The organism is Candidatus Binatia bacterium, assembly GCA_029243485.1.
Classification (GTDB): Bacteria; Desulfobacterota; Binatia; order UBA12015; family UBA12015; genus VGTG01.
Map to the genome: position 1 here is coordinate 60,160 of JAQWRY010000062.1, position 12,980 is coordinate 73,139.

14 protein-coding genes are annotated in these 12,980 nt (G+C 64.7%); 5 read left to right on the top strand and 9 right to left on the bottom strand.

The annotated features are described in order from the left end of the window. Positions 1–100 precede the first annotated feature (100 nt). The gene (locus P8R42_17315; protein ID MDG2306372.1) at positions 101–430 is read left to right on the top strand and encodes a hypothetical protein; all 330 of its coding nucleotides are present in this window, start codon (positions 101–103) and stop codon (positions 428–430) included. Between the two features lie 135 nt (positions 431–565). Here the strand turns inward: P8R42_17315 and P8R42_17320 are convergent, their stop codons facing one another. Beyond that, the gene (locus P8R42_17320; protein MDG2306373.1) at positions 566–1,822 is read right to left on the bottom strand and encodes an LLM class flavin-dependent oxidoreductase; all 1,257 of its coding nucleotides are present in this window, start codon (positions 1,820–1,822) and stop codon (positions 566–568) included. A 3-nt stretch (positions 1,823–1,825) separates the two neighbouring features. Further along, on the bottom strand, positions 1,826–2,506 hold the full coding sequence (locus P8R42_17325; protein ID MDG2306374.1) for a TetR/AcrR family transcriptional regulator: 681 nt from the start codon (positions 2,504–2,506) through the stop codon (positions 1,826–1,828). A gap of 80 nt (positions 2,507–2,586) precedes the next feature. Between P8R42_17325 and P8R42_17330 the strand changes: the two genes are divergently transcribed. The 4 genes from P8R42_17330 (at position 2,587) to P8R42_17345 (ending at position 5,138) form a co-directional block, all read left to right on the top strand. Continuing rightward, positions 2,587–3,438, top strand: coding sequence for a thioesterase family protein (locus P8R42_17330; protein ID MDG2306375.1), 852 nt, complete (start codon positions 2,587–2,589; stop codon positions 3,436–3,438). 235 nt (positions 3,439–3,673) lie between these two features. After that, positions 3,674–4,081 (top strand): SDR family oxidoreductase, encoded by a 408-nt coding sequence (locus tag P8R42_17335; protein ID MDG2306376.1) that lies wholly within the window; start codon positions 3,674–3,676, stop codon positions 4,079–4,081. Positions 4,082–4,400: 319 nt separating this feature from the next. After that, positions 4,401–4,799, top strand: coding sequence for a hypothetical protein (locus tag P8R42_17340; GenBank protein ID MDG2306377.1), 399 nt, complete (start codon positions 4,401–4,403; stop codon positions 4,797–4,799). 30 nt (positions 4,800–4,829) lie between these two features. Continuing rightward, the gene (locus P8R42_17345; protein ID MDG2306378.1) at positions 4,830–5,138 is read left to right on the top strand and encodes a hypothetical protein; all 309 of its coding nucleotides are present in this window, start codon (positions 4,830–4,832) and stop codon (positions 5,136–5,138) included. Here the strand turns inward: P8R42_17345 and P8R42_17350 are convergent. The 7 genes from P8R42_17350 to ftsA form a co-directional block, all read right to left on the bottom strand. Next, on the bottom strand, positions 5,095–6,300 hold the full coding sequence (locus P8R42_17350; GenBank protein ID MDG2306379.1) for a cytochrome P450: 1,206 nt from the start codon (positions 6,298–6,300) through the stop codon (positions 5,095–5,097). The genes P8R42_17345 and P8R42_17350 overlap by 44 nt on opposite strands. A 13-nt stretch (positions 6,301–6,313) precedes the next feature. Beyond that, positions 6,314–7,504: an amidohydrolase family protein gene (locus tag P8R42_17355; GenBank protein ID MDG2306380.1), complete on the bottom strand. Its 1,191-nt coding sequence runs from the start codon at positions 7,502–7,504 to the stop codon at positions 6,314–6,316. Continuing rightward, positions 7,501–8,172, bottom strand: a complete 672-nt coding sequence (locus P8R42_17360) for a TetR/AcrR family transcriptional regulator (protein ID MDG2306381.1) — start codon at positions 8,170–8,172, stop codon at positions 7,501–7,503. Before P8R42_17360 ends, P8R42_17355 begins: the two co-directional genes overlap by 4 nt. Positions 8,173–8,235: 63 nt before the next feature. Next, positions 8,236–8,640 (bottom strand): holo-ACP synthase, encoded by a 405-nt coding sequence (acpS, locus tag P8R42_17365; protein ID MDG2306382.1) that lies wholly within the window; start codon positions 8,638–8,640, stop codon positions 8,236–8,238. A gap of 10 nt (positions 8,641–8,650) precedes the next feature. Next, entirely contained in the window at positions 8,651–10,336 is a 1,686-nt protein-coding gene (locus tag P8R42_17370) for a radical SAM protein (GenBank protein ID MDG2306383.1), read from the bottom strand. A 114-nt stretch (positions 10,337–10,450) separates the two neighbouring features. Beyond that, positions 10,451–11,683: a cell division protein FtsZ gene (gene ftsZ / locus P8R42_17375; protein ID MDG2306384.1), complete on the bottom strand. Its 1,233-nt coding sequence runs from the start codon at positions 11,681–11,683 to the stop codon at positions 10,451–10,453. Between the two features lie 70 nt (positions 11,684–11,753). After that, positions 11,754–12,980: a cell division protein FtsA gene (gene ftsA / locus P8R42_17380; protein MDG2306385.1), complete on the bottom strand. Its 1,227-nt coding sequence runs from the start codon at positions 12,978–12,980 to the stop codon at positions 11,754–11,756.

Below are 12,980 nucleotides of genomic sequence, written 5' to 3' on the forward strand. Positions count from 1 at the left end.
TCGGCCGTCGTCAGGTTGAATGCGTGGCTGTTCCAGTAGATGACGCCGCGGACCGGAAGCTCCGCGTAGACGCCGTCCGCGAAGAGCGACCGCCGACGAGTTGCTGCAGGTCCAGATCAAGGCCGGTGCAGCCGCGCAGGCGGGCCTCGGCGCCACGCTCTTCGGCAACGGCGGAGCCGGACTTCGCCCCGTGATCGACGAACACACCGTGACGAGAAGCGCGGCCGAGGCGGTGGCCGTTCACGCCGAGAAACCCCACGACGTCATCGCCGCGTTCTGCGCGACTCACCCCGACGAGAGCAACCGTCGCCGCATGGTGCACATGCAGGGCGGCACCATGTTCAGCACTCCGAGCCTTCGCGTCGTCGACGCTCAGGTTCAGACCGTCGGCGGCTCGGTATGGATCTACCTCTTCACCTGGAAGAGCTAGGGCTTCGGCGGCGCCATGGGCGCGATGCACGCACTCGAGATCCCATTCGTATGGAATCTCGACCTGGCATCCTGGGCCGCGCTGCTCGGCGAGAACCATCCCGCGCGAGTTGGGGGTTACGTCCCTACCGATCTCCTACTTCCGAGCTCCGGACGTCGACGCGACGAGTCGGTTCCCAATCGTGGATTCGTCGGTCTTCTGGCTCATCTTCTGCATCAGCACCGGGTACGACTCGACGGGCGGAACCTCGTCCATCTCCCTTGCCGGCACGACCTTCTCCATCGCCCGAGCGATCGCCGGGGCCAGGCGTTCGGCCTTCTCGGCGACCCGCTTCGCGTGGCGCTCCTTGAACGCGGGCTGGATCTGTTCCGAAAAGAGTTCGAGCGACTCGCAAATGTGTGCGTGCTTGTTCCGCCCACCCTGCTGAATGAAGATCGTCTGATCGACGCCCAACGACTCGAACTTCTCGAGGTGCTCTCGCACCTGATCGACATTCCCGACGCAGCTACTCGGTTGCCACGCGAACTTCCCGTTCTTCTGGAAGTCGTCCCAGACATTGAACCTACCGGGAACATGCGTACCGGTGACGTAGAAGTGTGAAAGCGCGTAGCCAAAGAACTTGAAACCCTCGAGGCCGCGCTGCAGTGCTGTCTCGGAATCCTCGTGAAGCATGAAGCCCGCAACCATCGCGATGTTCGGGTTCACGGCCTGTCCGATCGGCTCGCACTCCTTCTCGAACGTCTCGTAATACTCCTCGATCCAGTACTTCGCTTCTTCGGGCTCCACGAACGCGAACGTCAACGCGCCGACGCCGAGCTTGGCGGCGAGGCGAATCGTCTCACGATTCGAGCACGCGACCCACAAGGGAGGATGCGGCGTCTGCATCGGTTTCGGGACGACATTGCGATGCGGCATCTTGAAGAACTTGCCGTCGAAACCCGGATACGGGCTGCTGCTCATCATCCGCGCCGTCTCTCCGACCGCCTCGAGCCACATTTCCCGCTTCTTCATCGGGTCGATGCCGAAGCCCTCGAGTTCGCTGCGGGAACTCGATTCACCCGTCCCCCAATCGACGCGACCGCTGCTGACGAGGTCCAGCGTGGCGATACGTTCCGCAACGCGGGCCGGATGATTGTAGTTTGGGGGCATCAACGTGATGCCGTGGCCGAGGCGGATGTTCTTCGTCCGCTGGCTACATGCAGCCAGGAAGACCTCCGGCGCCGAAGAGTGCGAGTACTCTTCGAGAAAGTGATGCTCGACTTCCCACGCATAGTCGATCCCGAGCCGGTCGGCGAGCGCCACCTGATCGAGTGCTTCTTGGAAGAGGCGGTGCTCGTCGCCATCCTTCCAGGGCCGGGGGATCTGATGCTCGTAGAAGATTCCGAACTGCATGGGTCAGTCCTTTCGTCCTGGGCTTGGAGCACCGGAGTTCTCGAACAAGGCGGCGAGGCCGCCGAGGGTGAAACGAACGAGGCCGTCGAGGAGACGTTCACGCTCTCGGGCCCGCTGGTCCCCACTCAGACCGAGAAAGTGCACGATCGCCCCGAAGGTCATCGACTGGACAAGCTCGGCGGCAAGCTCGAGATCCGCATCGGGGACCTCTCGATCGCCAAGGATCGTGCGGTAGTCCACGACGAGGCCCTCGATCCAGCGGCGGCGACCTTCCCGCAAGAAGCGCCGAACGCGCGCGTCTTCGCTCTCACGCTCGCGGAGCATGATGTGGAACAAGTCCGCGTTCTTCTCGGCAATCGCGAAAACCGTCTCAAAGGAGTGCCGCGCGATCTGCTCAGCCGAGGCGCCTTTCCGCGGTTGGTTCGCGTCGTGCACCATCTGTCGGAAGGTCGTGCCGTGCTCGCTCAGAATCGCGAGGAACAGGTCCGTCTTGTCCTTGAACTGGTGGTAGAACGAGCCGACCGAGACACGAGCGGGACCGAGGACATCCTCCTTCAGATTAGTCGCGGCGTGGCCCCGGCGACCGAAGGCGCGCCGGCCGCAGTCCAGCAGTCGCTGACGCGTCCTCTCCCGGGAGGCGGCACGCGTCCGGCGCGGCTCCAGGCCTGGGGCTCCGGCGGGCATAATCCTAGAATATCGCTTCTAGAACTGGCCGTCTAGGTTGCTTGCTCGGCCAGAGAGCCACTTGTTACCCTTTTTGGTCGATGAGCGACTCCGTCTACACAGTCGAAGGGAACGTCTACAGCCCGACGAAGTGGGCCGGGAGCCCTTGGTCCACGTCGATGCAGCACGGCGGCCCGGTGAACGGTCTGTTCGCCCGCGAGTTCGAGCGGGTGGCCGGCGAGATCGGAATGCAGATCGGCCGCATCACGATCGACCTCTTCAAGGCGGTTCCGATGGATCCGCTCGTGGCCGAGACCCGCTTGCTGCGCCAGGGCAAGCGAGTCGCCGCAGTCGAAACGACGCTCCATCCGACCGACGACAGCACCCTCGTCTCCCGGGCCACCGGCCTTCTGCTGCGTGCCGCCCCCCACGACGGCCGCCACTGGGAAACGCCGGAGTGCGCGCCTCCCCCACCGGAGAGCACCTCACCGGCAACGCACCCGGGCGACAGCAAGATCCCGTTCAAGATGCCTCCCGGGTTCCACGAGCACCTGGAGAGCCACGCGGGCCTCGACGAGGCCGGCCCCTTCGTGTGGATGACCACACCACTGGATCTCGTCACCGGGGAGACCATCTCGCCGCTGCAGCGCGCGACCGCCCTAACCGACATGACGCTCGGCACGCAGATGCGCATGACGGTGCGTGGCCGCGCCGCCGCAAAACCGGGCGAGACGCCGCCTCCGGCCGGGGCCTTGATGATCAACACCGACACCACCGTGTACTGGGAACGCCCGTTCGTCGGCGACGATCTCGGCCTGCGGCCGTCGTTGATCACCGAGAGCGACGGCATCGGAACCGCGGAAGCGATCCTCTACGACGCGAACGGTCGCGTCGGGCGCTCTTTGCAGACAGCCCTCGTGCAGCGCGCCTTCAAACGCCAACCGAAGGCCTGAACCGCAGAGTCGGCCCAGTAGCCGCTGCGCTTGTCTTGCTTGACCCCGCGGACGGCGCTGCCATAGGTGCACCTCGTGAGCGAGCGCACATCCACGGATCCGAAGCCCGCTCTACTTCCGGCCGGGCGTCCCGACCGCAACCTGGGAGGCCTTTTCCCCGGCCGACTTCGGATGGCGGCCCGCGAGCCTCTCCGCGCTCTTCGAGTGGTGCGAGAGTCACGCCTCGCAGCAGCTCTTGATTCTGCAAGACGGCCGCCTACTCGCTGAAGCCGACTGGAACGGCGCCGACGCCTCGGTGAGTCTCGGCATCGCCTCGATGCCGAAGTGCGTCGTCGCGAAAGCGGGCGTCATCCAACTCGCCCGACAGATCGCCGTCAACTACGCCAGCCAAGGCATCCGCACAAACGCGATTCAGCCGGCCGGGATACAAGACAACAACCTCTCCCCGCACGTCGGCGAAGACCGCGAGCATCAGACCACGCCCCTCGCGAAGCTCCCGCGGCCGAAGCCTTCGCTTCCCATCCGTAGGCAGGGCCACGCGCGTGATGAATACGGCGCCCCCGTCGCTTTCCTTCTCTTAGAAGACGCCGGATACATCACCGGCGCCTCCCTCCCCGTCGACGACGGCTACCTAGCGACCTGATGCCGGACATGTCGACCGACCGGACTAAGGTTCAATTCGGCATCAAGGCCGCGTACGGCACCGGCGCGGTCGCAGACGGAGTGAAGAACGCCGTCTTCAACAGCTTCCTGCTGTTCTACTATACGGGCGTCCTCGGCCTCCCGGGATCGCTCGCGGGACCCTCCCTGTTTCTGGCGATGTGTTTCGACGCCGTATCCGACCTGCTCGTCGGCTATCTGTCCGACCACACGCATTCGAAGCTCGGACGGCGGCATCCTTACATGTACGCCGCCGCGATCCCGATGGGGATCTCGATCTACTTTCTGCTTTGGACGCGGGTATGGCCTGTACCATTGCCACCTTTGTGGCCGCGGCGGGCACGCGCCGACTCATCCCGACGCTTCGCGGACCCGAACCGGTTCCTATCGGGTTCAGCGCGTTCGTCAGCGAGGTCCGAAACGTCTTCTCCAACCGGTCGTTCCGAATGTTGATGACCGGCGGCATCATCATCTCCGCCACAGCGAACTTCCAAGAGGTTTTCGGGCTCTACATGAGCACCTACTTCTGGGAGTTCAAGGACGGCGACATCGCTCGGCTCTCGCTGCTGCTCGGGCTCGCGACGTTCCTACTCTTCTGGGGGTCGCTCGCGATCGTGCCGGTGACTGGCCTCGGGATCCTGCTGTCGTCGATGTTCAAGGGCATCATCGATGAAAACGAACTGAAGACGGGGCTTCACTAAGAAGGTCTCTTCGGTGCCGCGATCGCCTTCATGCTGAAGTCGGTCGCCGGCGTAGGGAATCTGATGGGTGGGATGGCGATCGAGTGGATCGCCTTTCCGACGCAGGCCGCGGCGGGAACAGTGCCTGCCGACAAAGTGTTCTGGCTGGACATCGCGGCCTGCCCCGGCCTCATGATCTTCTATGTGACCGGGTTCTGGTTCCTGAGCCAGTACTCGATCTCACGCGGGCGCTACGCGGAGATCCGAGCGGCGCTGGATGACCGTCAAAAAACCACGACTAAAGATCTGGCCGAGATTAACGAACGTCCCCACCTGGATCCCCACCTGAATCGAAGGTGATGGGCATGGAGGCGAAGCCGCGGACGTTGGTGTTGTGGACGCGGACCAGGCTGGAGTCGTCGACTTGGTAGTTGGGGAAAAACTCTAGGGCGGTTTCGAGACCGATCAGGCCTTCGAGGCGGGCCAGGCGGGCGCCGAGACAGAAGTGGACGCCCTTCCCGAACGAGACGAATTCGGTGCAGTCCCGTGTGAGGTCGAAGCGGTCGGGGTCTTCGAAGACGGCGGGGTCTCGGTTCGCGGCGCCGACGAGGAGCAGGACACGGCCGCCTTCGCAGATGGTCTCGCCGTGTAGTTCAACGTCCCGGGTGGCGACGCGACCGAGTATCTGACTCGAATTGTCGAAGCGTAGCGTCTCTTCAATCCACTGGGGGATTCGGCTGCGGTCGGCTTCGACAAGGCGGCGCTGTTCGGGGTTCTTCGCCAGCCAATAGACGGCGTTGGCCAGTAGCTTGGTCGTCGTCTCGTTGCCGGCAATCGTCATGAGGAACAGAAAGCTGATAACCTGTTCGTCGGTGAGACGTTCGCCATCGACGGTGGCGGTAAGGAGCGCATCGACGAGACCGTCTCCGGTCGAGCGACGGCGGGCCTTCACGAAATCGACGTAGTACGTGATAAGCTCGAGCGACGCGGCCGCCGATTCATTGGGGATCTCTCGTGTTCCGTCCGCACGATGCATGACCAGGTCGGCCTGCGCCCGGAGTTCGTCGCGATCCCCCTCGGGCACGCCCAGCATCTCGGAGATAACGTCCATCGGGAGCTTTCCCGCAAAATCGCCGACGTAATCGCACTCCCCGCCCTCGACCGCACGGGCCGCATGGCTCCTGGCGATCTTACGGATCCGCTGCTCGAGCTCGTCGACGCGACGACCGGTGAACGCTTTCGACACGAGCCCGCGGAACTTCTGCTGCCGCGGCGGGTCCATCCCCAGAATGAACAGGGCCGACTCCGCGTTGTCGGTCACCTGCTCGAGCGCGACGCCCTTGCTGTTGGAGAAGAGGTCCGAATCCTTGAAGCCGGCGAGCACGTCGGCGTGACGCGACAACGCCCAGAACTCGAGTTCCGAGTTGTGGTAGCACGGCGCCTCTTCGCGCAGGCGCTTGTACGTCGGGTACGGATCTTCGTGGAAGTCGTAATCGAACGGATCGAAGTGGACCATGGACATGCGGATCTCCTAATCAGGCGACCAGAGCCGCGAAGTTCCCGCGCATGATCTGATCCTTCTCGGGCGCGTTCATGCCCTCGAGCTCTTCTTCGAACTCAACGGGCCACAAGAGCCCTTCGGGATGTGGGTAGTCCGATCCGTTCAGCACCTGCGTCGTGCCGATGCGCCGGGCCAGCTTTCGCACATCGTCCTCGAAGAACGGCGCGACCCAGACGTTCTTCGCGAACAGCTCACTCGGCGTGGCCGACGGCTGCCCGAAGCGCCACATATCCTTGCTGAACAACCTGCCGAGGTGGTCGAGTTTCGTGACGAGCGGGTCCACCCAGGACGAGCCGTACTCCACGCTCAGGACCTTCAGGTTCGGGAAGCGTCCGAACACATTGTCGGAGATCAACGCCGTCAGCGTGTCCGCGACCGGGCGCTCGGTGAATGACAGGACGTACTCCATCATCGAATGCCGGTGCGACGGGGGATGCGCGCGAAGCCCCCAGGCCGTGTTGTACATCTCACTGAACGGCGTCCGGCCGATGTGAAACACCACATTGAATCCGGCTTCCTCGCAGCGTGCCCAAAACGGATCGAAATACGGATCGCCGGGCGAGCGACCGTCGATCGGCCCGGCAGTCAGAACCCCGAAGCGTGCCCCGGCCTCCAGCACCCGGTCGAGCTCGCGCACCCCCTTCTCCAGGTCCACCAGCGACAAGAGCGGCGCACCGTAGATCCGCCCGTCCGCGCCGTAGCCCCAGTCCTCCGCGAGCCAGCGATTGAACGCGCGCACCGACGGATACAGAATCTCTCGGTGCTGCGACTCGCGCAGCTGCGGCTCAATGCCCACGCCGGTCGTCGGCAGCATGAGGCACGCATTCACCTTCTGCTCGTCCATCTTGGCGAGGCGAGCCTCGCGGTCCACGAACTCCGCGACGGCGAGCCCGTCGATCGGGTTGAGGCTCGGACTCCCACCTTCATCCGACCTGCCGCGGAGAAACTCCTTCATGACACCCGGTGCGCCGACGCTGTCTGCGGCACCGACGCTGAAGAACTGACAACGCTCCTCGCCGATATGCATTCGACCCGGCCCGGCTTTCGTCCGATCAATCCACATCGTGCGCTTCTTGAAACGCGCTTCGATATGACGCGAGAAGCAGTCGTCCGGTTCGTAATAGTGGTTGTCCGCGTCGTTGATCCAATCGGTTCGGTCGGTCATGTCATACCTCGTCCACGCCCACGCGGGATCGCGGCGTTCGGGGCATCGCCCCACAACAGATTCCAAAGCTTGCTCACGAAACGCGCCTGTCTTCGCACGGCCGCCGGCGAGAGAGGATCCCGCACCAACGTCCCGTCGAACGCGGGCGCCAACGCGACGTATCCGGCGATGATGTTGTTCATCGCGAGGAGGAGAAGCGGTAGCTCCTCCTTCGCCCAGGGATGGCGGTCCGGGCTCTCGCGCATCGCCCGTAACCCACTCCCGAAGAGCCGCTCGATCCACGCCGACAGCAACTCATTCATGTGACGGTTGCCGTCGAGCGCCTCGTGCATCAGAAGCCGTGCACGGTTCGGCCGCTCGGCCAGCACCCGCATCATGTCGTCGGCCATCCCCGGGGTCTCGTACGCGGCCTCTCCGCGCCCCAGGAAATCCTCCAGGATCCCCAACATCGGGCCGAAGGCACGCTCGAGCACGGCCGCGTAGAGGGCTTCTTTGTTCGCGAAATGGTTGTAGAGACTCGGCGCCCGGATGCCCACATCATCGGCGATGTCGCGCAGTGCCGTCCCGCGAAAGCCCTCGTCCGCAAAGCGCTTTTCTGCGGCATCGAGCACCCGCTCGACCGTCTGGGCACCCCCCTCCGTCCGCCGTTCCGTTGCGATTCCCCCCATACTAACTACCGTTAGTTAGCAGGCAACGGCCACGCAGCAACTACGAGAACGTGCGGCCCGCCTTCAGGCCTCCGCGGCGGGTGGCGTGCCCTCGACGACCACAAAGGCGAGCGCCAAACCCGCGGCGTGCGTGAGCGAGAGCGCGAAACGTTCCATGCCGAGACGCTTCGCCGTCTCGGCGGCGGCGCCGTGTAGAACGATCTTCGGCGCCTCTCCCCGAGCCCGCGTGACTTCGATGTCGAGCCAACCGGCGTGACGCCCCCAGCCGACTCCCAGCGCCTTCATCGTCGCCTCTTTCGACGCGAACCGCGCCGCGTAGCTCTGCCCCCGCCCCTTGCGACGCCCCTCGCAGTACTTCTGCTCGCCGGACGTGAACACTCGATTGCGGAGACGCTCGCCGTGCTTCGCATCGAGCGCTCGCTCTATCCGATCGATCTCCGCGATGTCCACACCGTTTCCGAGAATCATGTTCGTTCTCTCAGCAGGCACCACAGGTCTGGCACGTCGCGACATCGCACGGTGGCGTCTCTCGCTCGAGCATGGCTTTGCGCCACTCCGAGAGGAGATACCGCTTCTCGACAGAGTGGTCGATGAAGTCCCAGGGCAACACCTCGTCCGGCTCGTACCGGCGATGCACGAACTCGTCGGGCGCGGGACAGTCCCCGAAGCCACCGTCGCGATTCGCTTGGCGCACGATCGGCCAGAACTTACCTGCCGCGCGATGGACAGCCTCGAGGATTTCGCCGACGCGGCGATCCCCGCGGGACAGAAGCGTCTGCCAGTACGCATCTCGCGGCGACTCGAGGTCGACCGTCGTCCCCGGGATGCGATCGGTTGCCTGCTTCAGAAGGCGCGCACGCGACTTCACGACGGACAGGTTCTCCATCGGCTCCCACTGCAGTGGGGTCCACGGCTTCGGGACAAAGGGATTGATCGAAAGCGTGATGCGCCCCACCCCGCCGGGCAGATGCGCGCGGATCTTCTCGGCCAAACGCGCGATCGCCAGCACATCGTCGTCGGTTTCCGTCGGAAGGCCGATCATCGAGTACAGCTTGAGGGCCCGCACGCCCTCCGCAGCGAGCAGCCGGGCCGCGCGCAGGATCTCGCTCTCGGTCAGGTTCTTGTTGATCACGCGCCGCATCCGCTCGGATCCGGCCTCGGGAGCCACGGTAACCGAGTTCGTCTTTCCCCGCGTCAGCGCCTCGGCGAGTTCTGGGCCGACGAGGTCGGCCTTGAGCGAAGACGGCGAGGCACGACCGCCACGATCGGCGACCTCGCGACAGAGCCCGGCGATGCCTGGATGACTCGCCATCTCCGCGCCGACGAGTCCGACAGTCGACCGGTGTGGCAACGCGTCCTCGACGACCGCCTTGCGCAGCGACTCGGTACTGCGATGACGTACCGGCCGATACATGTAGCCAGCCGCGCAGAACCGACAGCCCCATTCGCACCCGCGGCTCGCCTCGATGAGAAACATGTCGCCGAAGACCGCCTCGGGCGCGAGAATGAGCGACTGGGTGGGCGCGTCATCGAGCTGCGCGATGTACCGACGCCGCACGCGCGGCTCACCGGTTCGCTGCGCCGGAACGGACGGCCACAGACTCGGCACGTAGGCACCCGAAATTCCTCGGGAAGCTTCGAGCTTCCATTCGCGGTCTCCGCGCTCCGTACGAATCGCATCGAGCCATTCGGGAACCATCTCCTCCCCCTCCCCGATGAGGAAGAGGTCGATGAAGTCGGCGAGCGGCTCGGGGTTCAGGAAGACAGCCGGACCGCCCGCGACCACGAGCGGCTCCCGGCGATTACGCTCCGCTCCGCGAAGCGTAATGCCCGCACTCGCCAGAAGGTCGAGGACATGGACGTAATCCGTTTCGAACGAAATCGAGAACGCGACCACGTCGAACGCCGACAGAGACCGGCCCGACTCCAACGTTCGAATCGGCTCGTTCGAGCGCGCATCCGGAAGGAAGGCCCGCTCGACGGCAACGCCGGCGCGCACCAGAATCCCGTAGATCGCCTGGAAGCCCAGATTCGCCATCCCGACGGGGTACGTGTTCGGATAGGCGAGGCAGACGGACAAGTCGGCCGATGCCGCCGGCAGCGGCCCGAGATGCGTCTCCGCATCGAGCCGTTGCTGAGCCCTATCGCTTTGACGACGTCTCACGCAGGCAACGGTAGCCCCGCCCCGCAGGTTGAACAACCGACACGAAAAAGGGCGGCCCCTGGAAGAGAGCCGCCCCGATTCGCGATCCGCGGTGAGCCCTAAGACTCGCCGCGGTCAGTCCGCCTGTTTCCGCAGGAAGGTCGGAATGTCGTACTCCGCTTCTTCGCTCGGCGGGTTCGAGACTTCGGGCTCGCCGCCCTCGTTCTGGCCCTTGTGCCAGACGGGATCGGCTCCGTCCTCGATCAGTCCCATCCGGACGACCCGACGACCCGCGCCGTCGAACTTCTCGCGGCGCACCGGCGCTGGCTGGATCGGTGTCGGCGATACGCCCCGACGAAGATCGGGACGCGCCTGCGGAGCAAAATGATCCGTCGGCAACATGTCCGAAACCGCCTCGCCGAAGCCGGTCGCGATGACCGTAATGCGGAGCTTATCTCCCATCGCCTCGTCGAGGACCGCGCCGAAGATGATGTTCGCATCCTCGTGCGCCTCTTCCTGGATCAGAGTCGCGGCCTCGTTCACCTCGTGGAGCGAGAGGTCGCTGCCGCCGGTGATGTTGATGAGCACACCGCGCGCGCCCTGGATCGAGATGTCGTCCAGAAGTGGTGAAGAGATGGCCCGCTGCGCCGCTTCGACCGCACGGTTTTCGCCGTCGGCCATCGCCGCGCCCATCATGGCCATGCCCATCTCACTCATGATCGTCCGAACATCGGCGAAGTCGAGGTTGATCAACCCCTGCACCGTGATCAGATCGGAGATACCGCGAACAGCTTCCAGGAGGACGTCGTCCGCCTTCCGGAATGTCTCGAGGATCGGCATGTTCCGGCTCGAGACCGACAGCAGGCGCTGGTTCGGAATCGTAATGAGCGTATCGACGCTCTGCTTCAACGCCCCGATGCCCTCTTCGGCCTGGCGCATGCGGCGCTTGCCTTCGAAGACGAACGGCTTCGTCACGACGCCGACCGTGAGAGCGCCGAGTTCCTTGGCGACCGTTGCGATGACCGGCGCACCACCCGTGCCGGTGCCGCCACCCATGCCGGCCGTGACGAACACCATGTCCGCGCCCGTCAGAAGGTCGCGAAGCATGTCGATGTCTTCGCTTGCGGCCTGACGCCCGATCTCGGGGTTCGCACCCGCACCGAGTCCCTTGGTGAAGGCGGTACCGAGCTGCAACTTCACAGGCGCGAGGTTGGCGTTGAGCGCCTGCGCGTCGGTGTTCGCGGCAATGAAGTCCACGTCCGGCATCCCCGACTGGATCATCGTGTTCACGGCGTTCCCCCCGCCGCCACCGACACCTACGACCTTGATGCGTGCGCCGTCGTGCTCTGCTCCCAGTATCTCGTTCATCACCAACCTCCTCAGCTCATCCCATCGCGCCCTCGCGCCCGGTGGGCACGAATCGACGCAATCCTCCGGGTCAGAAGAACTCCCGGAACCAATCCCCCATGCGATTTTTTACCTTCGAGAGCACGCCCGCCGATGCCGGCGACAGAGCCGAATCGGAGGTCGCCTTGCCCGCAAGCTGCAGCAAACCCATTCCCGTTGCGTAGGCCGGACCACTGACGATGTCGCCGAGACCACCGGAGTGACCCACCGAGCCTACCCGGATCGGAACGTTGAACACCTTTTCTGCGAGAGCGGCGAGCCCGTCCAAGTTCGCGGTTCCGCCCGTCAGAACGATTCCCGAGGTCAACATGCCCTCGACCCCGGCCCGCGAAATCTCCGCGGCGACCAGTGTCAGCATCTCCTCGACGCGAGGCTCGATGATCTCTGCCAAAATCTGGCGCGAGAGCACGCGCGGCCCACGACCGCCGACGCTCGGAACCTCGATCCGTTCCTCGGAACGGACCGCGCTCGAAACGGCGCTCCCGTAGCGCTGCTTCAACTTCTCCGCTTCGGCCGCAGGCGTCTGCAGGCCTGCGGCGATATCGTTCGTAATGTGGTTCCCGCCCAGCGGCAGAACCGCGGTGTGCTGGACCGAGCCCGCCTGGTAGACGATCAGGTCGGTCGTGCCGCCACCGATGTCGATCATCCCGACCCCGAGCTCGCGCTCTTCGTCCGAGAGGACCGACTCGGCCGAGGCGAGAGGCGCGAGGACGACCTGCGACACCGTGACTCCGCTCCGGTTGCAGCACTTGATCACGTTCTCGACGACCGGCGTCGAGCCGGTGAGGACGTGAACGCGGGCCTCGAGGCGAACGCCCGCCATCCCCTGGGCTTCTCGAACCCCTTCCTGCTCGTCGACGACGTACTCTTTGGGGAGCACGTGCAGAATGTGTCGATCGGCCGGAAGCGGAACGGCCCGAGCGGCCTCGTGGACCTGCTCGATGTCTGATGAGGTCACCTCGTGACCCTTGATCGCGACCATCCCGTGGCTATTGAAGCCCTTGATGTGACTGCCGCTGACGCCGACCACGACGCTCTGGATCTGGCAGTCCGCCATCACTTCGGCTTCACTCACCGCGCGCTGGATCGCCTGAACCGTCGCGTCGATGTTGATCACCACGCCCCGACGAAGCCCGGCCGACGGTGCCGTGCCCAGCCCGACGACGTGGGGCTCATCTTCATTCATGGACGCGAGCAGAACTGCCGTCTTGTGGGTTCCGAGATCGAGGGCAACGTGGAAGGACTGCTTTCGCGCCAT

Coding starts and splice junctions, on each gene's coding strand:
- P8R42_17340 (MDG2306377.1), top strand. CDS start 4,401: ATGGCCTGTACCATTGCCACCTTTGTGGCCGCGGCGGGCACGCGCCGA.
- P8R42_17350 (MDG2306379.1), bottom strand. CDS start 6,300: ATGTCCATGGTCCACTTCGATCCGTTCGATTACGACTTCCACGAAGAT.
- P8R42_17330 (MDG2306375.1), top strand. CDS start 2,587: ATGAGCGACTCCGTCTACACAGTCGAAGGGAACGTCTACAGCCCGACG.
- ftsZ (MDG2306384.1), bottom strand. CDS start 11,683: ATGAACGAGATACTGGGAGCAGAGCACGACGGCGCACGCATCAAGGTC.
- P8R42_17345 (MDG2306378.1), top strand. CDS start 4,830: ATGCTGAAGTCGGTCGCCGGCGTAGGGAATCTGATGGGTGGGATGGCG.
- P8R42_17360 (MDG2306381.1), bottom strand. CDS start 8,172: ATGGGGGGAATCGCAACGGAACGGCGGACGGAGGGGGGTGCCCAGACG.
- acpS (MDG2306382.1), bottom strand. CDS start 8,640: ATGATTCTCGGAAACGGTGTGGACATCGCGGAGATCGATCGGATAGAG.
- ftsA (MDG2306385.1), bottom strand. CDS start 12,980: ATGGCGCGAAAGCAGTCCTTCCACGTTGCCCTCGATCTCGGAACCCAC.
- P8R42_17320 (MDG2306373.1), bottom strand. CDS start 1,822: ATGCAGTTCGGAATCTTCTACGAGCATCAGATCCCCCGGCCCTGGAAG.
- P8R42_17355 (MDG2306380.1), bottom strand. CDS start 7,504: ATGACCGACCGAACCGATTGGATCAACGACGCGGACAACCACTATTAC.
- P8R42_17325 (MDG2306374.1), bottom strand. CDS start 2,506: ATGCCCGCCGGAGCCCCAGGCCTGGAGCCGCGCCGGACGCGTGCCGCC.